21 protein-coding genes are annotated in these 22988 nt (G+C 69.7%); 9 read left to right on the top strand and 12 right to left on the bottom strand.

Features of this window, described 5'->3' with window-relative positions:
* Positions 1-7: 7 nt before the first annotated feature.
* The gene (locus BrevBR_RS09515) at positions 8-649 is read left to right on the top strand and encodes a YdcF family protein (protein WP_340000741.1); all 642 of its coding nucleotides are present in this window, start codon (positions 8-10) and stop codon (positions 647-649) included.
* Position 650: 1 nt separating this feature from the next.
* A complete protein-coding gene (locus BrevBR_RS09510) occupies positions 651-1355 on the top strand; it encodes a lysophospholipid acyltransferase family protein (protein ID WP_340000740.1) in 705 nt (234 codons plus the stop codon).
* A gap of 16 nt (positions 1356-1371) precedes the next feature.
* On the opposite strand, the gene BrevBR_RS09505 is transcribed toward BrevBR_RS09510, so the two are convergent.
* Genes BrevBR_RS09505 through BrevBR_RS09495 form a run of 3 tightly spaced genes read right to left on the bottom strand, consistent with a single transcriptional unit; the run spans position 1372 to position 5363 of the window.
* Positions 1372-2007, bottom strand: coding sequence for a hypothetical protein (locus BrevBR_RS09505; protein ID WP_340000739.1), 636 nt, complete (start codon positions 2005-2007; stop codon positions 1372-1374).
* Between the two features lie 54 nt (positions 2008-2061).
* Positions 2062-2805 (bottom strand): ligase-associated DNA damage response endonuclease PdeM, encoded by a 744-nt coding sequence (pdeM, locus tag BrevBR_RS09500; RefSeq protein ID WP_340000738.1) that lies wholly within the window; start codon positions 2803-2805, stop codon positions 2062-2064.
* A complete protein-coding gene (locus BrevBR_RS09495) occupies positions 2802-5363 on the bottom strand; it encodes a ligase-associated DNA damage response DEXH box helicase (RefSeq protein WP_445214751.1) in 2562 nt (853 codons plus the stop codon). The genes pdeM and BrevBR_RS09495 overlap by 4 nt, the downstream gene beginning before the upstream one ends.
* Before the next feature lie 91 nt (positions 5364-5454).
* Here BrevBR_RS09495 and BrevBR_RS09490 point away from each other — a divergent pair, with 91 nt between their 5' ends.
* Positions 5455-8280 (top strand): ATP-dependent DNA helicase, encoded by a 2826-nt coding sequence (locus tag BrevBR_RS09490; protein ID WP_445214755.1) that lies wholly within the window; start codon positions 5455-5457, stop codon positions 8278-8280.
* Positions 8281-8286: 6 nt separating this feature from the next.
* Here BrevBR_RS09490 and BrevBR_RS09485 read toward each other — a convergent pair whose 3' ends face one another.
* On the bottom strand, positions 8287-8721 hold the full coding sequence (locus BrevBR_RS09485; protein WP_332640660.1) for a VOC family protein: 435 nt from the start codon (positions 8719-8721) through the stop codon (positions 8287-8289).
* Between the two features lie 211 nt (positions 8722-8932).
* Between BrevBR_RS09485 and BrevBR_RS09480 the strand changes: the two genes are divergently transcribed.
* The 3 genes from BrevBR_RS09480 to hisC are packed head-to-tail and all read left to right on the top strand — an operon-like array spanning position 8933 to position 11753.
* Positions 8933-9970 (top strand): DUF2125 domain-containing protein, encoded by a 1038-nt coding sequence (locus tag BrevBR_RS09480; protein WP_340000736.1) that lies wholly within the window; start codon positions 8933-8935, stop codon positions 9968-9970.
* Complete coding sequence (locus BrevBR_RS09475) at positions 9970-10653, top strand: hypothetical protein (protein ID WP_332640658.1); 684 nt, start codon at positions 9970-9972, stop codon at positions 10651-10653. Before BrevBR_RS09480 ends, BrevBR_RS09475 begins: the two co-directional genes overlap by 1 nt.
* 8 nt (positions 10654-10661) lie before the next feature.
* Positions 10662-11753 (top strand): histidinol-phosphate transaminase, encoded by a 1092-nt coding sequence (gene hisC, locus BrevBR_RS09470; protein ID WP_332640657.1) that lies wholly within the window; start codon positions 10662-10664, stop codon positions 11751-11753.
* On the opposite strand, the gene BrevBR_RS09465 is transcribed toward hisC, so the two are convergent.
* The 3 genes from BrevBR_RS09465 to BrevBR_RS09455 all read right to left on the bottom strand — a co-directional run bounded on the left by BrevBR_RS09465 (position 11754) and on the right by BrevBR_RS09455 (position 16379).
* Entirely contained in the window at positions 11754-12563 is an 810-nt protein-coding gene (locus BrevBR_RS09465; RefSeq protein WP_332640656.1) for a TIGR02186 family protein, read from the bottom strand.
* Positions 12560-13483 carry a sulfite exporter TauE/SafE family protein gene (locus BrevBR_RS09460; protein WP_332640655.1) on the bottom strand — a complete coding sequence of 308 codons (924 nt, stop codon included), beginning with the start codon at positions 13481-13483 and terminating at the stop codon, positions 12560-12562. Before BrevBR_RS09460 ends, BrevBR_RS09465 begins: the two co-directional genes overlap by 4 nt.
* A gap of 124 nt (positions 13484-13607) precedes the next feature.
* Complete coding sequence (locus BrevBR_RS09455) at positions 13608-16379, bottom strand: hypothetical protein (RefSeq protein ID WP_340000734.1); 2772 nt, start codon at positions 16377-16379, stop codon at positions 13608-13610.
* A 224-nt stretch (positions 16380-16603) separates the two neighbouring features.
* Here BrevBR_RS09455 and BrevBR_RS09450 point away from each other — a divergent pair, with 224 nt between their 5' ends.
* Together BrevBR_RS09450 and BrevBR_RS09445 are read left to right on the top strand one after the other, a co-directional pair.
* Positions 16604-16804 (top strand): hypothetical protein, encoded by a 201-nt coding sequence (locus BrevBR_RS09450; protein ID WP_340000732.1) that lies wholly within the window; start codon positions 16604-16606, stop codon positions 16802-16804.
* Positions 16805-16899: 95 nt separating this feature from the next.
* Complete coding sequence (locus BrevBR_RS09445) at positions 16900-17409, top strand: pyridoxamine 5'-phosphate oxidase family protein (RefSeq protein ID WP_340000730.1); 510 nt, start codon at positions 16900-16902, stop codon at positions 17407-17409.
* 3 nt (positions 17410-17412) lie between these two features.
* On the opposite strand, the gene argF is transcribed toward BrevBR_RS09445, so the two are convergent.
* The 4 genes from argF to BrevBR_RS09425 form a co-directional block, all read right to left on the bottom strand.
* The gene (gene argF / locus BrevBR_RS09440) at positions 17413-18336 is read right to left on the bottom strand and encodes an ornithine carbamoyltransferase (protein WP_340000779.1); all 924 of its coding nucleotides are present in this window, start codon (positions 18334-18336) and stop codon (positions 17413-17415) included.
* Positions 18333-19526 carry an aspartate aminotransferase family protein gene (locus tag BrevBR_RS09435; protein WP_340000729.1) on the bottom strand — a complete coding sequence of 398 codons (1194 nt, stop codon included), beginning with the start codon at positions 19524-19526 and terminating at the stop codon, positions 18333-18335. Before BrevBR_RS09435 ends, argF begins: the two co-directional genes overlap by 4 nt.
* Positions 19527-19618: 92 nt before the next feature.
* Positions 19619-20518, bottom strand: coding sequence for a M28 family metallopeptidase (locus tag BrevBR_RS09430; protein ID WP_340000728.1), 900 nt, complete (start codon positions 20516-20518; stop codon positions 19619-19621).
* Positions 20519-20585: 67 nt separating this feature from the next.
* Positions 20586-21413: an ABC transporter permease gene (locus BrevBR_RS09425; protein ID WP_340000727.1), complete on the bottom strand. Its 828-nt coding sequence runs from the start codon at positions 21411-21413 to the stop codon at positions 20586-20588.
* A 368-nt stretch (positions 21414-21781) separates the two neighbouring features.
* On the opposite strand from BrevBR_RS09425, the gene gcrA reads away from it, so the two are divergent.
* Complete coding sequence (gcrA, locus tag BrevBR_RS09420; RefSeq protein WP_332640647.1) at positions 21782-22294, top strand: cell cycle sigma 70 cofactor GcrA; 513 nt, start codon at positions 21782-21784, stop codon at positions 22292-22294.
* Between the two features lie 266 nt (positions 22295-22560).
* Here the strand turns inward: gcrA and apaG are convergent, their stop codons facing one another.
* A complete protein-coding gene (gene apaG, locus BrevBR_RS09415) occupies positions 22561-22968 on the bottom strand; it encodes a Co2+/Mg2+ efflux protein ApaG (RefSeq protein ID WP_340000725.1) in 408 nt (135 codons plus the stop codon).
* Positions 22969-22988: the final 20 nt, after the last annotated feature.

The following is a 22988-nucleotide window of genomic DNA, read 5'->3' as shown; positions in this document are numbered from 1 at the left end:
TAACCGCATGAAGTTCCTGACTTTCATTGCGATTCTGGCGCTCATCTGGGCGATCGGCCTGTTCGCGTTCGCCGACCGGGTGCGCGGATACACGCCTGCGCCCGAGCCCGAGCGGGCCGACGCCATCGTCGCCCTGACCGGCCCGTCGGCCGAGCGCGTCAACGCCGCCATCCGCCTGCTGGAGCAGGACAAGGGCGAGCGCGTCCTGATCTCGGGCGTCAACCGCGAGGTCCGCCGTCAGGAGCTGCGCGCCCTCACCCCGGGTTCGAACAAGCTGTTCAACTGCTGCGTCGACCTCGGCTTCGAGGCCGAGGACACCCTGGGCAACGCCCAGGAAATCGCCGCCTGGGCCGCCGCCAAGGATTATGACAGCCTGATCGTGGTCACCTCGGACTATCACATGCCCCGCGCCCTGACCGAGATTCGCGCCGCCGCCCCGGGGGTTCGCCTGACCCCCTATGCGGTCGAGACGCCGTCACTGGACAATTCGCGCTGGTGGAAGGCCGCGGTCACCGCCCGGCGGATGACGCTGGAATACATGAAATACCTCGCCGCCCTCGGCCGGGCTGCGATCGGCGGCGGCCGCCCCTCCGCGGAGGCGCCCGCGAACGACACACCCGCCGACGCCCCCGTGGAAAAGGCCGCCTGACGTGACCACCATCCGGTCGCTGCTGTTCGTCGTCTGGCTGTATCTGTCGATGGCCCTGTTCGCCGTCGGCCTGTCGCCGGCCCTGCTGATGCCCTACCGGCAGGCCATGTGGGTGATCCGCGGCTGGGCGAAATTCTGCCTGTTCGGCCTGCGCTGGATCGCGGGGGTCAAGGTCGAGTTCCGCGGGCTCGAGCACCGCCCCGCCGGCGCCGCCCTGATCGCCGGCAAACACCAGTCGATGCTGGACGTGATCGCCCCCTTCGCCGTCCTGCCCGACAACTGTTTCATCATGAAGCAGGAGCTGAAGCCCCTGCCCTTCTTCGGCTGGTTCGCGACGAAGACGAAAATGATCGCCGTCGACCGCTCGGCCCACGCCAAGGCGCTGAAGGACATGGTCCGCCAGGCCCGCGAGCGCCACGCCGAGGGCCGCCAGATCCTGATCTTCCCGGAGGGCACCCGCGCCGGGGTCGGCGCCCCCGCCGACTACAAGCCCGGCATCGCCGCCCTGTACCGCGACCTCGAGGCCGACTGCACCCCCATGGCCACCAACTCCGGCGTCCACTGGCCCGCGCACGGTTTCCGGCGCTATCCGGGCACGATCGTCTACGAATTCCTGCCGGCGATCCCGGCGGGGCTGAAGCGGGCGGAGTTCATGGCGGTTCTGGAGGAGCGGCTGGAGGGGGCGTCGAACGCGCTGCTGATCTGAAGCGACCCGGTAGCCGTCAGTACACCCGGTCGAAGCGCCAACCCGTCATCCCGATCATCGTGAGCCCCAACTCACGGATGGCGCCATCCTGTGGCGTAAAGCGCTGGGCAAACCGGTATCCGCCGTCTTCGGTGGATTCGACGATCCACCGAGCTCCGTCGAGCCCTCCTCCACAGACCTGGGCGGGTGCGGCGAGGGCGGCGCGTCTAACCTCTTCGAGTCGCGTTATCTCAGCGGCCTTCAGGGTTCGCGAAACCTCGCATCCCTCTCCCTGCAAGCTGCAACCGCCTTCCCCCGCCAACCGCTTCGCATTGAGGCGGACGCTGCCGTCTGGAAGGCGATCGGCGCGAACGACGACAGGCGCGTGGAAGCTGCGCAACCATGTGAAGCGAAGCGTGTCGGATTTGGCGTCGAGAACAGGATGAAGGGGCTTCTCGCGCAGCCCCCTCAGTTCTCCCGCAAACCATTCCGCCTCGAAATCATCCAAGACACTGACCTCGTAGTCCGCAAACTGCGGACCTTCCGAGCATTTGAGAATCTGACCTTGGAGAGATGAGGGAAAGAAGGGGACAGAGGCTTCGACGTACCAGGCGACGAACAGCCCCGCCGTGGCGACCAGAAAGGTGAGCGGGATGACGATTGGCCGGAGCATCGGATCAGCCTCCTCGCCAGAATGCTCTCATGCCGAAGGCATCGCGGCAACCAGCTAGCGCAGCGTGTCCCACGCCAGAGCATGCACGCGCTCCCGCCCCAGAGCCGCGGCCATGGGCGGCTCCGCGAACAGCCCCGCGATCGCCGGGTCGCGCACGTCCAGCCCGCCCGTGAACGCCCCGAACGCCGGCAGAACGGCCCGTCTCCCGTCCGTTACGAAACACGGCCGCCGCACGCCGCGTCCATAGGCCGCCACGCGCGCCGCCGGATGCAGGTGGCCCGCGATCTCGCCCGGCCGGACGCCCGCCTGCGGTTCGTGGATCAGCCGCAGGGAGCCGAGGTCCATCGTCTCGACCACCTCGCCGACCAGATCGTTCATGGCTCCGGCCAAAGAGGACCTGAGCGCGGCGATGTCGTGGTTGCCTTCGAGCCAGACCCAGTCGCGGCCCGCAGCCAGCCGGTCCAACCGCGCCCGGTCGTCGGCCGCCATCCGGTCCATCGACTTCGCATCGTGGAAGCTGTCGCCCAGCAGGACCACCGCCGCCGGCTGCAGGGCGTCGATCTCGGCTTCCAGCCGGTCCAGCGTCGCCCGGCTGTCGTAGGGCGGCAGCATCTGGCCGCGCGCGGCGAAGGCCGAGCCCTTCTCCAGATGCAGGTCCGCCGCGATCAGGGTGCGATGGTTCAGCACCCACAGCGCCCCCGAGCAGCGCAGCACGCAGGGCTCGCCCTCGATATGGACGCGCAGCCCGCCGCACGGATGCCGCGCCGGCGACAGCGCTTGTCTGAGGGCCGCGTTCACGACGCCGCCCCCGCCGGCTCGGGCGGCGCGTCCGCCATGACTTCCGCGATCAGATCGGCCTCGTCGAACCCGTAGGCGCTGGCGTCCAGGATCATCTCCGCCGCCTGTCCGCCGCCGACCCGCTCGCGTCCGATCTGCACCAGCACGGGCACGCAGAAGGGCGAGGGCCGGTCCAGCTTCACATGCCGGATCCGGCCCTGGATCCGCGCCAGCATCTGCCCCAGCCGCGCCACATCCAGCAGGCCAGCCGCCGCATCGGCGCGGGCGGTCTTGAGCAGCAGATGATCGGGTTGATGGCGGCGCAGCACGTCGTAGATCAGGTCCGTCGAGAAGGTCACCTGCCGCCCCGTCTTCTCGGTCCCCGGCTGGCGCCGCTCGATCAAGCCCGAGATCAGGGCGCAATTGCGGAAGGTGCGCTTCATCATGAAGCTCTCCTCCAGCCAGCTCTCCAGATCGTCGCCCAGCATGTCGGGCTCGAACAAGCGGTCGAGGTCCAGATCGTCCATCGGCCGGATCGACCAGATGGCCAGCGAATAGTCGGTGACCACGAACCCCAACGGCCCGATCCCCAGCCGGTCCAGCCGCCGCGTCAGCAGCATGCACAGCGTCCCGTGCGCCAGCCCGCCCTCGAACGGATAGGCGACGAGGAAATGCCGGCTGCCCCTCGGAAACGTCTCGACCAGCATGGTCTTCGCGTCCGGAATGACCGACCGCTCCTCCTGCAGCTCCAGCCACTCCTGCACGTCGGGCGGCAGGACGCGCCAGTGGTCGCGGTCCTGGATCATGGCCCGCACCCGGTCGGCCAGCGAGGTCGACATGGGGAATTTGGACCCGCCCCATGAGGGAATCTTGGGGTCCCTGTCCTGGGCGTGGGTGACCAGGGCGTCCATGCCGTTGATGCCCTGGAAGGCCCAGACCTGGCCGGCGAAGACGAAGGTGTCGCCCGGCGTCATCTGTTCGAAATAGCTTTCCTCGGCCTCGCCCACCTTGCGCCCGCCGATCAGCTGTCTGGCCGCCCCGCCGCGCCGCGAGGCGATACGCACGTTCAGCGTCGCCGCCGCCACGATGGCCCCGACGTTCATCCGGTGGCGCTGCGCCGTCTGGGCGTTGCGCACCTTCCATCTACCGTCCCGTGTCCGCACGATCCGCGCGAACCGCTCATAGGTGCGCAGGGCGTAGCCGCCGGTGGCCACCAGATCGACCACCTCCTCGAACTGCTCGTACGTCAACCCGCGATAGGGGCCGCAGCCGATAATCTCCGTATACAGATCATCCATCAGGAACGGTTCGGAACAGGCGCAGCCCATGACGTGCTGGGCCAGGGTGTCCAGCGTCCCCGTATGCACCGGCTCCCAGTCGAAGGCGTTCTCGGCCACCGCCTCGCGCGCGGCCTGGCATTCCAGCATCTCGAACCGGCTGGCCGGGACCATCAGCGCCCGCGACGGCTCGTCCAGCCGGTGGTTGGCCCGGCCGATCCGCTGCACCAGCCGCGAAGCCCCCTTGGGCGCCGCCAGCTGGATGACCAGATCGACGTCGCCCCAGTCGATGCCCAGGTCCAGCGTCGAGGTGCAGACCACGGCGCGCAGCTCGCCCCGCGCCATCGCCGCCTCGACCTTGCGCCGCTGCTCCGCCGCCAGCGAACCGTGGTGCAATCCGATGGGCAGGCTGTCGTCATTGATCGACCACAGCTGCTGGAACACGAACTCCGCCTGCCAGCGCGTGTTGACGAAGATCAGGCTCATCCCCGACCGCTTGATCGCCTCATAGACCTCGGGGATGGCGTGCTGGCCGGTGTGTCCCGCCCACGGCACCTTGCCCTCGCTGACCAGCACGTCCACCACCGGCGGCGCCCCGGGGTCGCCGCGGACGATGGTGACCTGATCTCCCCCCATCGGGAGAGGATTTCCCGGCTTCAGCCAGTCCGCGATCATCTCCGGATCGTCCACCGTCGCCGACAGCGCCACCCGCCGCATCCCCGGCGCGAACCGCTGCAGCCGCCCCAGCCCCAGCGACAGCAGATCCCCCCGCTTGCCGCTCCAGATCGCATGCACCTCGTCCAGCACGACGCATTTCAGGTCGGCGAAATAGGCCCGCGCCCCGTCCCAGGCGCAGAACAGGGCCAGCTGTTCGGGCGTGGTCAGCAGGATGTCGGGCGGAAACTCCCGCTGCCGCGCCTTCTTCGACTGTTTGGTGTCGCCCGTGCGGCTCTCGACATGGATGTTCAGCCCGATCTCGCGGATCGGCGTCATCAGGTTGCGCTCGACGTCCGTGGTCAGGGCTTTCAGCGGCGACAGATACAGGGTGTGGATTCCGCTGCCCGGCCCGATAGCCGGCCTCGGCCCGCGCTCGGCCAGTTCGACCAGCGACGGCAGGAACCCGGCCAGCGTCTTTCCCCCGCCCGTCGGCGCGACCAGCAGGGCGTGCGACCCGGCTGCGGCCGCGGCGATCATCTCCAGCTGATGCCGCCTCGGCGACCAGCCGCGCCGCGCGAACCAGTCGGCGAACAGAGGCGCCAGACCTTGGGGCGAAAGCGTTGCTTGAGCGGGCGGCGGCGTCACATCGCGCCTATAGCATGTTCCCGTTCCGTTTCACCTCACGAACGGCTATCTATCGGTCGTGTCCATCAACTCCCTGACATCCTCCGCCGCCCTGACCGGCGCCGAGCCGTGGTTGGTCCTGCCGCCGGCGCTCGCCATCCCGCCCGGGTCCGGCGCGATCTGCGACGCCGACGGGCCGAGAAGGATCGGGCGCGGCGCGGCCGAGGGGGCCTTCACCACCGCCCCCGTCATGGTGGCGCACGCCAGCCTGACCGCGCGCCGCCTCGGCATCGCGCCGCCGCCGCGCTCGGCCGATCTGCTGGACGTGCTGGAGCTGTTCGCCTTCGTCCGCCCCGCCCGCTTCTGCGCCCCCTCGCCCAGCGGCCTGGCGCTGGCCATGGGGATGAGCGAGCCCAAGGGGGCCGAGGCGCAGGCCCAGGCCTTGACGGACGCAGCCGCGGGCCTGCTGAAGGAACTGGCCGACCCCGCCTATCCGGGACGCGAGGACGCCTTCACGCTCGCCGAGACCCTCGGCCGCGCCGGCTGGCCGTGGGCGTGGCGGGTCTCAGGCGCCCTGCAACATCATCCGGTCCGCGAACGCCAGCATCGCGGCAGCGGCCTCGACGCCTGGTCCCGCCTGCCCGAATGGGAGGACGAGGCTCCGCGCGGCGAAGCCGGCTCGGCCCCGGTCGACAGCGAGTCCGCCCGCATCCGCCTCGAGAAACTGCTTCAGGCCTCGGGCCTTGACGAGACCCGCCCGACCCAGTCCGACTACGCCGCCGAGGCCGCCTTCGCCTTCTCGCCGCGCAATGAGGAGGGCCGCCCCCGCTTCCTGCTGGCCGAGGCCGGCACGGGCACGGGCAAGACCCTCGGCTATCTCGCTCCCGCCAGCCTGTGGGCCGAGCGCAATCAGGGCGCTGCCTGGGTCTCGACCTACACCCGCGCCCTGCAGCGCCAGATCGATCGTGAAAGCGCCGCCCTGTGGCCCGACCCGGTCGAGCGCAAGAAGAAGACCGTCGTCCGCAAGGGGCGCGAGAACTATCTGTGCCTGCTGAACCTGCAGGAGATGGTGCAGGCGGCCCAGCTGGGGAACGGCGATCTGATCGGCATGGCGCTGGCCAGCCGCTGGGCCATGCATTCCCGCGACGGCGACATGACCGGCGGCGACTATCCCGGCTGGCTGCCCGGCCTGTTCGCGACGGGACCGAGCCATCAGGCCAGCGCCGCCAATCTGGTCGACCGGCGCGGGGAATGCGTCCACGCCGCCTGCCCCCACTACCGCAGCTGTTTCGTCGAGAAGACCATTCGGGCCAGCCGTCGGGCGGACCTCGTTGTGGCCAACCATGCCCTCGTCATGACCCAGGCCGCCTTCGACGGCGCCCGCTCGGCGCGCGGCCTGAAACAGGACGGCGAGACGGCCGCGCTGAAGCGCATCGTCTTCGACGAAGGCCACCATCTGTTCGACGCCGCCGACAGCGCCTTCTCGGCCTGCCTGTCGGGTCAGGAGGCCGCCGAGCTGCGCCGCTGGCTGCGGGGGCCCGAGGGCCGCGGCCGGCGCGGCCGCGGTCTGGAACAGCGGCTCGGCGACCTGTGCGCCGACAACGAGGCGGCGACCAAGGCGCTTCAGGACGCCGTCCGCGCCGCCGCCCAGCTTCCGGGCGAGGGCGTCTCCGGCCGCATCGCCCCGGCCTCGGGCGAGGTCAATCCGGTTGGCCCGATCGAACGCTTCCTGCTGGCCGCCCTGGAACAGCTCCGGGCCCGGACCAGCGAGAATGCGTCCGGCAGCGGCGCCGAGTTCGGCATGGAATGTTCACTGCGCCCGGTCACCGAGCCTGTGCTGGAGGCGGCCCGCGAGGCGGCCCAGGCCCTGGCCGCCGTCGAGGCGCCGCTGCTGGCCCTGGCGCGGCATCTGGAGGACATCCTCGACGACGAGGCGTCCGAGCTGGACGGCGCCAGTCGCGCCCGCATCGAGGGCGCCCTGCGCGGCCTCGACCGCCGCGCCCGCATGACCCTGCCCGGCTGGCGCTCGATGCTGGCCGCGCTGGAGGTCTCATCCGACGAGCCAGATCCCGACTTCCTCGACTGGCTGTCGGCCGAGGCCGCCTTCGGCCGCATCATGGACGTGGCCCTGCGTCGGCACTGGATCGATCCGACCGTGCCGCTGGAGGCCGCGGTCATCATGCCGGCCCACGGCGTGCTGGTGACCAGCGCCACCCTGTCCGATCCGAACTCGGACGATCCGTTCGACATGGCGCGCCTGCGAACCGGCTCGGCCCGGCTGATCGAACCGGCGCGGACGCTGAAGGTCGAAAGCCCGTTCGACTACGCCGCCAACAGCCGGGTCATCGTGGTCAACGATCTGATCAAGGACGATACCCGCCAGACGGCGGCGGCGATGCGCGAGCTGTTCCTGGCCGCGGGCGGCGGAGGTCTCGGCCTGTTCACCGCCATCCGCCGGCTGAAGGCGGTCTATGAGCGGCTGGGGCCGGATCTGGCCAAACAGGGCATCCCCCTGTACGCCCAACACGTCGATCCGCTGGAGGTGGGAGCGCTTGTCGACGTGTTCCGCGCCGAACAGGACTCCTGCCTTCTGGGCACCGACGCGGTCAGGGACGGCGTCGACGTCCCGGGCCGGTCGCTGCGCATCCTCGCCTTCGACCGCGTGCCCTGGCCACGCCCCGACCTGCTGCACAAGGCGCGCCGCCTGCGCTTCGGCGGCGAGGGGGCGGGGGGCCGCAATTTCGACGACGCCCTCGCCCGCGCCCGCATGGCGCAGGCGTTCGGCCGGCTGATCCGCCGCGCCGACGACAAGGGCGTCTTCGTCATGCTGGACGCCGCCGCCCCTACGCGCCTGTTCGCCAGCCTGCCCCCGGGCACGGAGGTACAGCGCATGGGCCTGGCCGAGGCGGTAGAGACGGTGGGCAGCTTCCTCAGCTGACTTTCGTCACTGCTCGAACGTGATCTCCACGCTCTTCGCCGAGCGCTCCGCCTCGCCGTGGAACACCGCCTCGATATTGTTTCCGTCCGGATCCAGCAGGAAGGCGGCGTAATAGCCGGGGTGGTAGGGCCGCTCGCCCGGCGCCCCGTTGTCCCTGCCCCCCGCCGCACAGCCCGCCTTGTGGAACGCGTCGACCATGGCCCGGTCCTGCGCCTGGAAGGCGAGGTGGTGCCGTCCCGTCAGCTTGCCTGCCGCCGCCTCGCTGTCGGCGGTCGAGATGAACAGTTCGTCGGCCCAAAAATAGTTGTCGCCTTCGCCCGCCAGCGGCACGCCCAGCGTTTCGAAAACAGCCTCATAGAACCGGCGCGTGGCGGGCAGGTCTCTCACCACCAACTGAATGTGGTCGATCAGCCGACCGCGATACAGGGTCTGGGTTTCCATCTCGGGCTCCCGTTTGTGAATCCGGATCGAACGGTTTGTCCCCCTACGCCGTTCCCTTCCGGGCTTGCCGGACCGCGGCGGCTTCACCATATCGTGGGCCCGCGAGACAGGCCCGATCCGGACTATCCGGACGATCCGGACGGTCTTTTTCTCGGCCCGGTTTCGGGTTTCAGACGTTCAGACCGATCAACCCGTTTTCGCCGGAGCCTCGATGACCACGCCCCCCCGCCACAGCCGCCGCGGCCTGCTGGTCCCCTTCGTGATCGCCGGGGTGCTGCTGGCCGCCTGGACGGGCTGGTGGTTCTATCTGACGCAACAGATCGAGACCCGGCTGGACACCCAGGTCGCGGCCATGCGGCAGGACGGCTGGCGCATCAGCTACGCCTCGCGCACCACCACCGGCTGGCCGTTCCGGGCGCGGGTGTCGATCCCCCACGCCGATATCACAGCCCCCTCCGGCCACGGGATCACCGCGCCGGAACTGGTCGCCGAGACCAACGCCTACAACCCGGACCGGTGGGTGGTCATCGCCCCTGACGGCCTGACCCTGAGCCGCGCCGACAAGGGCAAGGTGGGGATCGCCGGCGATGGCCTGCGTCTCAGCGTCAGCCATCTGCGCGAACGCTTCCCGGACCTGCGCGTCGAGATGATCCGCCCGACCTTCACCGCCCATCAGGACGCCGAGCCCTTCCCCATCGCCTCGGCCGAACGGATCCTGCTCAACGTCCGGCCGCATCTGACGGACGGCCGCGCGGTGACCGACGAGATGGACGTGGCCTTCAACCTGATCGACGCCCGCGGCCGTCCCGGCGGCCCCGTCGAGGGCGCGACGCGGCAGGGCCGCCTGACCGCGCGGATAGAGGGCACCGTCGTCAACGCCAGCAAGCTCAGCGGCATGGACAGCGCCGGGGTCTTCGCCGCCTGGACCGCCTCGGGCGGCCGTTTCACCGCCATCAAGGGCGAGCTGGAGGCCGGCGACAGCCGCGCCCGCATTGACAGCGCCGGCCTGTCCGCCGACGCCGACGGCCGGCTGCAAGGCGAGGTCGCCCTGCGCGCCGAACAGCCCGGGGCCGCCATCGCAGGTCTGGCCCGGTCGCAGTCCGGCGCGGTGAACCGCCTCGGCGCCGCCGGGGCGGCGGCGGCCACCGCCGTCTCGGGAGACCGCGGCGTCGATCTGGTCATCCGCTTCCGCGACGGCCGCACCTGGCTGGGGCCGTTCGCCCTCGCCCCGGCGCCGAAGCTGTTCTGATGCTGACCGAGCCCGAAGAGGACGCCGAACGGCTGGCCCTCGACCGGGCCCTGGCCAACGCCGTCCGCGCCCGTCTGGCCGCCGGCCCGCGCAGGCGGCCCGACGCCGACGCCATCGCCCTGCGCCAGACCCTGGCCGGCGAACCCCCCGCCGGAGCCGCCGTCCTGCGCGCCGTTCTGGGCCGCATGGACGCTGCCGCCGGCGCGCCTCTGGTGGTCTGGGGTTCGGCGAGCCAGACGCTCGCCGCCGACCGCTACGGCCTGACCGCCCGCACGGCCGCCGACCCGGATCAGGCCCTCGCCGTCGTCCGCGAGGGGGCCCGCGCCCTGATGGACCTGACGCCCGCGTCGGCCTGGTGGGGTCGGCTGCTGGCCGAGCCCGCCCTGCGCGTCGTGGCCGCCCTGCCCGATGACCGCCATGGCGTCCCCCGCGCCCTTCTCGTCCAGCAGGCCGAGCCGGGTCCGACCGGCGACGACCGCACCTTCTGGACCACCGACAGCGCCGCTCCGGCCGCCGCCATCGTCGATGCCCTCGCGGCCGCCGGCCTCGCCGCCAGCCCGCTGATCGCGGCGGGCGGCTTGAAGCTGTTCACGCTGGCGGGCTATGTGCAGGCCGAGGACGGGCGGCTCGCATCCGCGCCCGGCGGCCTCAGCGGCGTCATCGGCGCCGCCCCCCTGTTCTGAAAGCGCCCATGACCGACGTCCCGACTCCCAAGCCCGGCATTCTCGACATCGCCCCCTATGTCGGCGGCAAATCCCGCATCGAGGGTGTGGCTGCGCCCATGAAGCTGTCGTCGAACGAGAACGCCCTGGGCGCCGGCGAGAAGGCGCGCGCCGCCTATGAGGCCTCCGTCGCCAATATCCACATGTACCCCGACGGCCGCGCGACAAAGCTGCGCGACGCGGTCGCCGAGCACCACGGACTGGAGCCCGAGCGGCTGATCTTCGGCAATGGTTCGGACGAGGTCTTCGCCCTGCTGAACCAGACCTATCTGACTCCCGGCGACAACATCGTCACGGGTCAGTACGGCTTCCTCGCCTACCGCATCTCGGCCAAGGCCAATCAGGCCGAGGTCAAACTGGCCCCCGAGCCCGGCTTCAAGGCCGAGGTCGACGCCCTGCTGGCCCAGGTCGATGAGCGGACGAAGATCGTCTACATCTCCAGCCCGTCCAACCCGACCGGCAGCTACAACACCGCCGAGGAAACCCGCCGCCTGCACGCGGCCCTGCCGCCGCATATCCTGCTGGTCATCGACGAAGCCTATGCCGAATTCGTCTCCGCGCCCGACTGGGAAACCAGCTTCCCCCTGGCCCGCGACAGCGACAACATCGTCGTCACCCGCACCTTCTCCAAGATCCACGGTCTGGGCGGTCTGCGCATCGGCTTCGGCTATGCGCCGCTGAAGGTGGCCGAGGCGGTCGACCGTATACGCCTGCCCTTCAACGTCTCCGTTCCCGGCCTCGAGGCCGCCGTCGCAGCCCTGGGCGACGAGGCGCATCAGAAGGCCTCGCGCGACCTGGTCGAGGCCTGGCGCCCGCGCCTGACCCAGGCCATCAAGGGCTTCGGCTTCGACGTCTTCCCGTCGGCGGGCAATTTCGTTCTGGTCCGCTTCCCGGATGAGGCCCGCAACGCCGCCGCCGCCAACGACTATCTGAACTCGAAGGGCATCATCGTCCGCCCCGTCGGCGGCTACGGCCTGCCCGACTGCCTGCGCATCACGGTGGGAACCGAGGACCAGAACCGGGCGGTGATCGACGCGCTCAGCGAGTTCGCGGCGCGCTGACTACTGCCGCCGGAACACTCGGCTCGCCGCCCAGCCGGTGAAGGCCGCCAGCAGGACGCAGAGCAGGCCGTAGGTCCACGGCCGGCGATGCGCGAACTCGAAGATGTCGCGCTCGATGCCGACCTTTTCGACCGTCAGGGTCAGGTTGCTGACTGAGACCGGCTCGCCGTCCTGGAACAGCCAGACCTCGGCGAAATACCGGCCCGTCGGCGCGACGGCGGGTAGTTTGACCTCGGCGCGGAACAGGCCGCGGTCGACGAACTCCACCCCCTCGGGATCGGTATTGTACAGGGCCGCCGCCTCCCGCAGCCGGATCACCGCGCGGCGGAAGTCCAGATAGTCCTCGCCCAGCCGGCTGACGACCACGTCGCGCACGCCATAGCGGGTGACGGTGCGGCTCTCCTCCGGGGCGTTGATCCTCAGGTGATCGACGCCGACGCCCAGCCGGCGCAGCTGGCCGAAGTCGGCGATGTCCGACAGGGGTCGCGTCGAGGCGGTCATGTAGAAGCCGGGCGCCCCTTCGAACAGCACCGGCCGGCTGTTCAGCCAGACGCCGGTGTTCCGGGTCTTCTTGACCAGACGCACAGGCCCGTCCGGCCCGCGCACCACGACCACCACGTCGGCGGGCTGGTCGCCCGGGTTGAAGACCGCGCCGTACAGGACGATCGACGCGCCGCGGAAACTGGAATCGACCCTTACCCGGGCGTCGGTCAGGGCGGCGGCGACGCGCACCTGGTCGATCGTGCCGATCGAACGTTCCGGCGCGGGAGCGGAGACGGCCGGCGGTGGCGGCGGAAGCGCGGCGATCATTGGGCGACCCCCGGCGCAAAAGCGAACAGGTCCGACGGCCGCACGAACAGCTCCAGCCCCATGTAGATGCCGACGCCGAGGACGATCAGGCCCAGCAGCAGCCGCAACTCCTCGGCCCGGAACCGGCCGGACAACTTGGCCCCGTACTGGGCGCCGACCACCCCGCCCAGCAGCAACAGGGTCGACAGCACAATGTCGACGGTCTGGTTGCGTCCGGCCTGGAGGATGGTGGTCATGGCGGTGACGATGATGATCTGGAACAGACTGGTGCCCACCACCACCCCGGCCCGCATGCGCAGAACATACAGCATGACGGGAACGAGGATGAAGCCGCCGCCTACCCCCATGATGGCCGACAACACGCCGACGAAGCCGCCAAGGGCGAAGGGCGGAACAGCGCTGATGTAGAGGCCCGAGCGCGGAAAACGCATTTTCAGCGGCAGGCCGTACAGCCACAGCGGGCGCCGCCGCTCCTTGTGCGGAGCGACCTCTCCCCGGACCCTGCGCATGATCTGACCCAAGCTCTCATACAGCATCATCGACCCGATCGAGCCGAGCAGCAGCAGATATGACAGGGCCACCACCAGATCGGCCTGACCCAGCAGGCGCAGGTAGCGGAACAGTTCGACGCCGAGCAGCGCGCCCAGCACCCCGCCCGCCGCCATCAGGGTTCCGATCTTGTAGTCGACCGCCTTCTGGCTGCTGTAGCTGATCACGCCCGAGGTCGAGGAGGCGACGACGTGGCTGGCCTGGCTGGCGACCGCGACCGCTGGCGGAATGCCGAGAAAGATCAGAAACGGGGCCATCAGGAAGCCCCCGCCGATGCCGAACAGACCGGACACGAATCCGACCACCGCGCCCAGCAGAACCAGGAGCGGCCAGTTCACCGAAACCTCGGCGATTGGCAGATAGATATCCAAAGGACGCGCCTTCGGCTGGAACTGAAGTCAGGCGCCGGATAGGCGACGATGGAAGTCTGTCTGTCCTAGACCCACCCGACGGCTCCCGCCACCGGATGCGCCTGAAAAGCCTGGCCGTCCCGTATCAGGCGAGCGGTTCGACCTGGAATTGTTCGGCCTCGGCGCGGACCTGGGTCCGGGTCGCCGCCGCGATCGTCTTGTCCAGCCGTTCGACCGCCGCCTGGGCGTCGCCGTCGCCGGCGCGCGCCGCGATCAGATACCATTTGTAGGCTTGGGCCGCGTCGGCCTGGATGGCCTCGTCGCCGGTCTCGTAGAGCTTGGCGACGTTGTACTGGCTGTCGACCAGACCGCGCTCGGCCGCCTTCTTGAGCCAGACCAGGGCCTCGGCCTGATCACGGGCGCCGCCGACGCCCTCGAACAGATACATGCCGTAGGCGTGCATGCCCTTGGCGTCGCCGCCATCGGCCGCGCGGCGGGCCCAGACCCGAGCCTCGCGCAGGTTCACGGCCACGCCCTTGGCGCCGTCCTGATAAAGGCTGGCGAGGTGCAGCTGGGCCGGGGTGTAGCCGGTCGCGGCCGCGCGCCTCAGCGTATCGACGCCGCTGGGAGCGTCCGCGTCCAGCAGTTCGATCGCCTGCTGGTACAGGTCGGCGCCACGCTCCAGGTCGCCTTCGGTCGGCGCGGTCGGCAGGACGGCCAGAGCCGCGGTGGGCTGCGCCTCCGGCGCCGCCGTCAGGCCGGGGATGTTCAGGCCCGAGCCGGTCAGCTGGCCCGTGGCGTACGCGCCGCCGCCCGTCAGCAGGACGGCGATCGCCGATGCGCCCAGCGCCTTGCGCACCGTCCCGCCGCCGCGCGAGGCCTGTTTGTCGAGGCGTTCCTGCAGCTTGGACTTGCCGCCCTTCTTGAGGCCAAAGCCGGTGCGGGCGGGCGCCTCGGCGGCCTCGGGCGATGCCATGGCCGCGCGGGCCGCATCGATGGCCTGACGGGTCGAAGAGGCGCGGCCCTGCGCCGCCGCGGCGCGCAGGGCGCGTGGATCGACGAAATCGGTCTCGCCGGCGAAGTCCTCCGGGCCGGCGTCAAACGCGGTCGGGGACGTGGCCTGAAGCGCGTCCGAAACATCGGCGCCGCCGAAGCCCTGGCCGAAGGCAGCCGGTTGCGGCGTCGGCGCCATGGGCGCCGGTTCGACGGTCTGGGCGAAGGCGGGTTCGATCGGGCCCTCGAACGCCGACGGCGCGGGACGGCTGCCAAACGGGGTGGCGTCTGCAGGAGCCTCGACCTCGGTCCGGGGACCGCGCATGACGGCGTCGAAGATGGAGTCTGCGCTCAGCGCCTCCTCGCGGGCCGCTGCGGGCCGGGATTCCGGCTCGGGCGGGGCGAGATCGGCGGACCACGCCTGTTGTTCGGCATAGACGGGATCCTCAAAGGCGGTCTCCCCGAACTCCGTATCCGGGAAGGCCGCGTCGGGGAAGGCGGCCGCGCGCCAGTCGGGCTCGGTCGGGGCGGGCCGCGCGGGCTCGGCGCGGCGCTCGATATTGCCGCGCGCCTCGGCGATCAGGGCGGCGGTGCGCTCTTCGGACAGACGCATGCGCTCGGCCAGTTCGCCCGATGCGCGGTCATAGCCCTGTTCGATCTTGCTGGAGCTGTCAGCCAGCCGTCGGCCGATGTCTTCCAGCGCCTGCTGCGAGCGGCGCTCGGACTGGGCGATCCGTTCGCTGAGGCGGTCGGAGATGCGGGTGATCTCGCCGCCCAGCTTCTCCAGCGCCAGGGCGTGGCGGTCGTCGGCGGCGGTCAGCCGCTGCTCCAGTCCCTGGGCCAGCCGGCCCATGTCGCTTTCGACCTTGCGGCTGACGGCGTCCAGTTGCAGCGGGGCCGCACTCTCGATGGCCTGGACCCGGCCGTTCAGATTCTGGGCGATGCGCAGGACTTCGCGGCCCATGGCCTCGACGGCCTTGGCCGAACGCTCTTCGGACGATTTGACCTGTTCGCCGATGGACAGGACGGCGCGTTCGATGCGGTCCATCCGGCCTTCGGTCTCGGCGGTGTCGAGTCGCCGCATCATCTCGGCGCGGTTGCCCTCGACCTGACGGCTCAGGGTCTCGGCCAGCTTTTCGAAGCGGGCGGCCTCGCGGGCGCTCTCGGGCTCGACCCGGCTCTCCGTGGCGCGCAGGCGCTGGTCCAGTCCGGCGAATGAACGCTCCAGCCCGCGCAGGGCCTCGGTGGTGCGGGTCTGGGCCTGATCCAGGCGCTGGCCGACCTGGGCCAGCAGATCGGCGCCGACGCCGGGACCGGCGGCTTTCTCGACCGCGTCCATGCGCTGGCGCAGTTCGTTGGCGCCCGTCCGCTGCCGTTCCTCGATGTCGTAGAGGCGGCCGGCCAGTGCGCCCAGGGTCGTCTCGACCTTGCTGAAGGTCTCGGCGGTCTGCGGCCCGACCTCCTGCTCGAAGCGGCGCAGGCGACGGTGGCCTTCGCGCAGTTCCTCGGCGATGTCGTCGATGCGGCGGACGTGGGCCTTGTCGCTCTGATCCTGATTGTCCAGCCGGCGGACAAGCCCCGAGACAGCCTGGTCGACGCCCTGGATGGCGATGGTCGAACGGCGCTCGGCGGCTTCCAGCCGGGCGGCGATGGCGTCGATCGAGGCGCCCAGACGATCCAGCTGATTGTCGGCGCCGCCGTAGGCGTCGTCCATCCGCCGGCTGCGGCCGCGGCGCTCATAACTTTCGGCGGCGTGCGGACGGCGCGACAGCGGAACGACGCCCTCGTCATCGTCGCCGTCTTCCATGATGATGGTGTTCAGCCACTCGCCCAGCGTCATGCCGGAGCGACGGGCGAGGTCCTTGGCGATCTCGCGCGCCTTGGGCTCGATGCCCTTCACGCTCCACGGCGCGGCTGCGCTCACTGATTCGCCTCCCGACCTACTTGCCGAACGCTAGACGCCAAGATGATGCGTGTAAACGTGTGGTTAACCCCAAGATATGGTGGGGCCTCCATCTTCCTGTGGAAAGCGCCGACCACGGGAAGATTCTCGCCCCCGGGAGGTTAACGACCGGTGAAGATTAACCTGTTGGAAAGGTCTCCCGACTTGCGCAAACCGCCTGTCCGCGCCACTTCGCGCCGATGGACATGACCTTGACCCTCGCCCTCACGGGCGCCGCCATCGCCCTTGCGATCTTCGCCGGCTGGCGGGGCGCGCGGCCCTGGGATCCGAGAGGCGGGGTGCGGATGATGCCCTGGCGGCTGATCATGCTTCTGGCCGGGGCGGGCGTGTTCATTCTGGTGATCCATCTGGGCACCCTGCTGGGCGCGCCGCAGAGACCGTACTGAGGCGTCTCGCGTTCGCTGTGGCCGAATGTCAGGGCCGGGAACCCCGCCACCTCCCGGTCATTCCTGATCGAACCCGATGATCAAGGAGACCCGCCATGGGCGACAGGACCCTCACCGCCGCCGAGGCCGAGAAGGAATTCTGGGACCAGCTCAAGAAATCCAACACCGGCATGCTGGGTCTGGACCAGCCCGGCTATCACGCCCAGCCGATGACCGCCTTCCGCGAGGAGGAGACCGGCACGATCTGGTTCTTCACCCGCGACGACACCGATCTGGCGAAGGACGCCGCGGTCGGCGGCGGTCAGAGCGCCATGTTCCACTACGGTTCGAAGGACCAGAACGTCTGGGCCTGCATCCATGGCCAGCTGTCCGTGCATGGTCAGGACCGCGAGATCATCGACCGCTACTGGAATCCGATCCTCGCCGCCTGGTATCCCGAGGGCAAGGACGACCCCCACCTGACCATCCTGCAGTTCGACGCCGACGACGGCCGCATCTGGGTCAATGAGGGCGGCTTCCTCAAATTCTTCTACGAGGTCGCCAAGGCCAATGTGACGAAGACGCTGCCGGACGCGGGCGGGGTCGTGGACGTCAATTTGCAGTAATCGTCACCCGGCCCCGAAGCACCAGGCCAGCACGGCCTTCTGGGCGTGGATGCGGTTCTCGGCCTCGTCCCAGACCAGCGACCTCGGACCGTCGATGACCGCGTCCGTCACCTCCTCGCCCCGGTGGGCGGGGAGGCAGTGGAGGAAGACGGCGTCGCCGGCGGCGACGTCCATCAAGGCGTTGTCCACGCCATAGCCCTCGAAGGCCTCCAGACGGGCCTCATAGTCGCCGTCGCCCATCGACACCCAGGTGTCGGTCACGACCACGTCGGCGCCGGCCACAGCCTCTCGCGGGTCGCTGGTCAGGGTGACGTGATTGCCGCCCCGCGCCAGGTCGTGAAGGTCGGGGTGGTAGTCAGCGGGACAGGCGACGTTGAAATGGAAGCCCAGTTTCGGCGCCGCGTGCATGAAGCTGTGGCAGACGTTGTTGCCGTCTCCGACCCAGGCGATCGTCTTGCCGGCGATCGGGCCGCGATGCTCCTCGATCGTCATCAGATCGGCGAGGATCTGGCACGGGTGAGAGCGGTCGGTCAGGCCGTTGATCACCGGCACGGTCGCGACGCGGGCGAAGCGTTCGACGTCCTCGTGGCTGTTGGCGCGGATCATCACGGCGTCGACCATGCGCGACAGGACGCGGGCCGTGTCCTCGACCGGCTCGCCGCGCCCCAGCTGCATGTCGCCGGCGTTGGCGATGATCGAGGCCCCGCCCAGCTGGCGGATGGCGGCGTCGAAGCTGAAGCGCGTGCGGGTCGAATTCTTCTCGAACACCATGGCCAGGACGCGCTCCTTCGCCGGAGCGTCCGCGTCGACGCGGCCCTTGGGCCAGCCCTTGCGCGCCGCCTTGCGGGCGTGGGCGTCGTCGAGGATGGCGCGCAACTCCTCGGCCTCAAGCCTGTAGATGTCGAGGAAATGGCGGACCATGGTCAGGCCGCCATCTTCGAGCGGGCGAATTCGCAGGTGCGTTCGAAGCGTTCGACCGCCTCGCGCGCCTCCTCCAGCGTCAGGTTCAGCGGCGGCAGGATGCGGCAGCAGTTGTCGCCGCCGCCGGCCACCAGCAGATGCTGTTCGTCGCGCGCCCAGCCCATGAATTCGCGATTGTTGGGGACCAGTTTGACGCCCAGCAGCAGGCCCTTGCCGCGCACGTCGACGATCACGTCGGGATAGCGCTGGGCCAGGCCGTGCAGCTGCTGTTTCAGATAGCCGGCGGTCTCGTTGACGTGGGCCAGGGTTTCCGGCTTCGAGATCTCGGCGAAGGCGGCCTGGCCGACGGCCATGGCCAGCGGATTGCCGCCGAAGGTCGAGCCGTGGACGCCGACCGTCATCCCCCTGGCCGCCTCGGCCGTGGCCAGACAGGCGCCGATGGGGAAGCCGCCGCCCAGGGCCTTGGCGATGGCCATGATGTCGGGCGTCATGCCGGCCCATTCGTGGGCCCACAGCTTGCCGGTCCGGCCCATGCCGCACTGGACCTCGTCGAAGATGATCAGGACGCCGTTCTCGTCGGCCATCTGCCGCATCCAGCGCAGGTCCTCGTCCGGCGTGGCGCGGCAGCCGCCCTCGCCCTGCACGGGCTCGAGGATGACGGCGCAGGTCGTCGGATTGCGGAACGCGGCCTCGAGAGCCTCCCTGTCGCCCCAGACCAGCTGATGGAAGCCCTCCATCTTCGGCCCGAACCCCTCGGTGTAGCTGGGGTTGGCGGCGGCGTTGATGGCGCCATAGGTGCGCCCGTGGAACGAGCCGTCGAAGCCGTAGATGTCGATCCGCTCGGGCTGGCCGTTGGCCGAGTGATATTTGCGCGCCGTCTTGAGGGCGCACTCGACGGCCTCGGTGCCGGAGTTGGTGAAGAAGACGACGTCGGCGAAGGACTTTTCGCACAGGGCGTCGGCCAGAGCCTCCTGTCCCGGAATCTTGAAGATGTTGGAGACGTGCCAGAGCTTTTCGGCCTGGTCCTTGACCGCCTGAACGAGGATCGGGTTGGCGTGGCCCAGGGCGTTGGTCGAAATGCCCATGACGCAGTCGAGGTATTCGGTCCCGTCCCGGCCCCACAGACGCGCGCCCTGTCCGCGATCCACCTCCAGCGGCGCGCGGTTGTAGACACCCATCAGATGTTCAGTGGACACGGGGCAGGCCTCCAAAAGCGAGACGGCCCCGGCGCCGGATAGCGTCGGGACCGCTTGAAAAAGGGTCAGGCCTTGTCGGACGCAGGGCGGTGTTAGTCAACACCGGCCAGATCGGCGTCCAGCCTTTGGACCACCGCCGCATAGGTGTCTCCGACAAGCCGGATCGTGGCCGGATCGACGTGGGCGATGACGTCGTCGTTCGAATGGATCCGCTGGAACACTTGCGGCACGAAGCCCTCGGTCAGGCCGTTGGCCTCGCCGCCGTTGAAGGCCAGCCACATCTGGTGGGCGCCGACCTGGTCCTGGAAGCCCAGAGAAACCACCGGCGCGCCGGCGGCCGAGAAGGCGCGGTCGTCGGACGGCGGATAGGCGGGATAGCCGACGCACTGCAGGGCCCGCTCCGAGCAGACCGCCTGCACCGCCCGGGTCACGGCGGCCGACTGGGCGCCGTTGTTCTGGCCGTACATCATCGTGTCGCCATAGGCGGCGACGTCCGAGTTCACGACGGCGGCCACATTTGTCAGGCCGTGCGCCTCGATCCATTTCTTCGCGCCGATCAGGCCCAGCTCCTCCTGGTCGAACAGGATGACGCGGACCCGGTGGTTCAGGGTCTTCGTCCGCAGGATCTTCGCCGCCTCGATGACGCCGACCACCGAGGCCGCATTGTCGACCACGCCGTGCGACATCGTTCCGTCGCGCAGCTTCACCGCGTCATAGTGGGCGGTCAGAAGGATTTCGCGTTCACCCTCGCCGATCGTGAAGACCACGTTGCGCCCCTCCATCGGCCCGCTCCGCTCCGTGCCGCCGGCAAAGGCCTCGACGGCCGGCGTGAAACCGGCGGCGCGGATCTGGGCCACGACGACATCGGTGCGGGCTGCGTTGGTGGGCTGGATGAAGGCCGCGACCTGGGCGCGCAGGTCCAGGTCCTGCGCCGCGACGGGCGTGCAGACGGCGAGAAGGGCCGCGGCGGCGGCGAGCGAACGGAACAGCATGGAACCCCCCTTGAGACGAGGCGCCATGGCTAGCGCGGTCAGGCGGACCGCGCACCTTACTTCTGAGTCAGCTCTTGAGCCGCCAGCCCGACCGGAACACCACCCAGCAGGCCCAGGCCATGACCACGGTCAGCAGACCGCTCATGACCGCGCCGATCAGCAGATTCCCCTCGGCGTTCTGAACCCCGATGAAGCCGGCCCGGAAGCCGTCGATCAGATAGAAGAAGGGGTTGAAATGGCTGATGGTCGCGAACGGCTGGGGCAGGTTCTCGACCAGATAGAAGGTGCCGCTCAGAAAGGTCATCGGCATGATGACGAAATTCTGCACCGCGGCCAGCTGGTCGAATTTCTGCGCCCACAGGCCGGCGAAGACGCCCAGCATCCCCATGATCAGACAGGCCAGCAGGCCGAACCACAGGATCAGGCCCAGGTTGGCGACCTCCAGCCGGGCGAACGGCATGACGCAGATCGCGGTCACGATCCCGACCACCAGACCGCGCGTCGCAGCCCCCAGCGAAAAGCCGATGGTCAGCTCCAGCGGGCTGAGCGGCGGGGTCAGGAAGTCGGTCGCCGTATTCATCACCTTGGCCTGGATCAGGCTGGACGAGGCGTTGGCGAAGGCGTTGTTCAGCATCGCCATCATGATCAGGCCCGGGGCCACGAACTCGGCGAAGGGCGTGCCGTGCAAGGGCGGCCGCGTGCCGCGCAGGGCGACCACGAAGACCAGCATGTACAGCAGGGTGGTGACGACCGGCCCGGCCACCGTCTGGGCCCCGACCTTCCAGAACCGCCGCACCTCGCGCAGGTACAGGGTCCTGACCCCGATCCAGTTGACGCCGTTGTAGCTGCGGGGCTCCGGCAGGCCGGCGGGACGGGTGGAGGTCAGATCGGTCATGGGTGGGGAGATGCGGCGGGCGACGGTGGGATGCAAGTGGCTAGCGGCTAGCGGCTGGCCGCCGGCTGCGCGGCGGTACGGACGGCGTCGCCCTTCCGCCGCCGACCAGGCGACAATCACCAGCCACCAGCCACCAGCCACCAGCCACCAGCCACTGGCCACTAGCCACTAGCCACTAGCCACTAGCCACCGGCGATATCAGCCAGCGAAGCCGCCGCTGTTAACCATCTCTACATCTGGTTCCTGTGGACGGACTGATTCGCACATCTTGCGTCTGTTAGGGGGTCGTTTACGATTAGTGGTAGGTCGAGACCCCGGGAGGGACGTCTGGACCCCATATATTGAATCCGACACCCGGAGGGTTGGCTATGACCGCAGGCTGGACAGAAGACCGCGTCGGCGCGCTGAAGAAACTCTGGCTGGAAGGCCAGTCGGCCAGCCAGATCGCCAAACAGCTGGGCGGCGGCGTCACCCGCAACGCCGTCATCGGCAAGGTGCACCGCCTGGGCCTGTCGGGCCGGGCCGCTCCGTCGCAGCCGGCGCGCGCCACCTTCCGCCCGTCGCGTCCCCGCCCCGCCCAGCCGACCCAGGCGCCGTCGGCCCCGCGCCGCATCGAGGCGGTCCAGCCGCGCGCCGTCGCGGCGGCGCCGTCGGTTCCGGCCCCCATGCCCGACCTGCCCGGCACCGCCACCGTGATGACCCTGGGCGCCCATATGTGCAAATGGCCGATCGGCGACCCGTCCTCGAACGAGTTCAGCTTCTGCGGCCGCCGTTCCTCGGAAGGCGTCTATTGCGTCGAACACGCCCGCGTCGCCTATCAGCCGCAGGTCAAGCGCGGCGGAGCGACCGATCTGGCCCGCAGCCTGCGGCGCTACATTTAACCCCTTTCAGCCACACGGCTGTCACTGAAGGCTCCTAGAGAGCCGCCCTCCGCCTCATGGCCGCACCCGCATGCGGCCATGAACGCTGGGGCGGGGCTGCGCTTTTCCGGGTTGACGCAGCCCCTCACCCCGCCCGCTCCGCTACGCGGAGCTCGGTGGCTAGTGGCTAGTGGCTAGTGGCTAGTGGCTAGTGATTGTCGCACGAATGGCGGCGGAAGGGCGGCGCGACGGCGCTGTCGCACAGGCGTTGGCCAGCCACCAGCCACTCAGTTCAGCACCCGGCGGTCGCCCGGCACGTCGAGGCTGAAGGCCGGGATGGCGACCTCGAACATCCGCCCCGCATCGTCGGTCATGGAATAGCCGCCCATCATCGAGCCCGAGGCCGTGCCCAGCGGACAGCCTGAGGCGTAGGAATAGCTGTCGCCCGGCTGGATCGTCGGCTGTTCGCCGACCACCCCGGCGCCGCGCACCTCCTCGACATGGCCGAGCGCGTCGGTGATGACCCAGCGCCGCGCCACAAGCTGAACCGGAACGCCGCTCAGGTTCACGATCTCGACCTGATAGGCCCACACCCAGCGCCCGCCCTCGGGATCGGACTGGCCGGCCAGGTAGCTGGGCCGGACGCGGACCACGATCCCGTCGGTTTCGGCTTCATAGGCGCGTGCGTCATGCATTCCGCAATGGTCGTGCAACC

Source organism: Brevundimonas sp. BR2-1 (genome assembly GCF_037626195.1).
GTDB lineage: Bacteria > Pseudomonadota > Alphaproteobacteria > Caulobacterales > Caulobacteraceae > Brevundimonas.
The sequence above is the reverse complement of the archived record's forward strand: the minus strand, read 5'-3'. Positions and strand labels throughout refer to the sequence as shown.

What these genes read in the sequence shown, in the direction of transcription:
- BrevBR_RS09425 (WP_340000727.1), bottom strand. Translation starts at nt 21,413, where the DNA reads ATGACCGATCTGACCTCCACCCGTCCCGCCGGCCTGCCGGAGCCCCGC.
- BrevBR_RS09515 (WP_340000741.1), top strand. Translation starts at nt 8, where the DNA reads ATGAAGTTCCTGACTTTCATTGCGATTCTGGCGCTCATCTGGGCGATC.
- BrevBR_RS09480 (WP_340000736.1), top strand. Translation starts at nt 8,933, where the DNA reads ATGACCACGCCCCCCCGCCACAGCCGCCGCGGCCTGCTGGTCCCCTTC.
- BrevBR_RS09430 (WP_340000728.1), bottom strand. Translation starts at nt 20,518, where the DNA reads ATGCTGTTCCGTTCGCTCGCCGCCGCCGCGGCCCTTCTCGCCGTCTGC.
- BrevBR_RS09485 (WP_332640660.1), bottom strand. Translation starts at nt 8,721, where the DNA reads ATGGAAACCCAGACCCTGTATCGCGGTCGGCTGATCGACCACATTCAG.
- BrevBR_RS09445 (WP_340000730.1), top strand. Translation starts at nt 16,900, where the DNA reads ATGGGCGACAGGACCCTCACCGCCGCCGAGGCCGAGAAGGAATTCTGG.
- BrevBR_RS09505 (WP_340000739.1), bottom strand. Translation starts at nt 2,007, where the DNA reads ATGCTCCGGCCAATCGTCATCCCGCTCACCTTTCTGGTCGCCACGGCG.
- gcrA (WP_332640647.1), top strand. Translation starts at nt 21,782, where the DNA reads ATGACCGCAGGCTGGACAGAAGACCGCGTCGGCGCGCTGAAGAAACTC.
- BrevBR_RS09450 (WP_340000732.1), top strand. Translation starts at nt 16,604, where the DNA reads ATGACCTTGACCCTCGCCCTCACGGGCGCCGCCATCGCCCTTGCGATC.
- apaG (WP_340000725.1), bottom strand. Translation starts at nt 22,968, where the DNA reads ATGCATGACGCACGCGCCTATGAAGCCGAAACCGACGGGATCGTGGTC.
- BrevBR_RS09475 (WP_332640658.1), top strand. Translation starts at nt 9,970, where the DNA reads ATGCTGACCGAGCCCGAAGAGGACGCCGAACGGCTGGCCCTCGACCGG.
- hisC (WP_332640657.1), top strand. Translation starts at nt 10,662, where the DNA reads ATGACCGACGTCCCGACTCCCAAGCCCGGCATTCTCGACATCGCCCCC.
- BrevBR_RS09465 (WP_332640656.1), bottom strand. Translation starts at nt 12,563, where the DNA reads ATGATCGCCGCGCTTCCGCCGCCACCGCCGGCCGTCTCCGCTCCCGCG.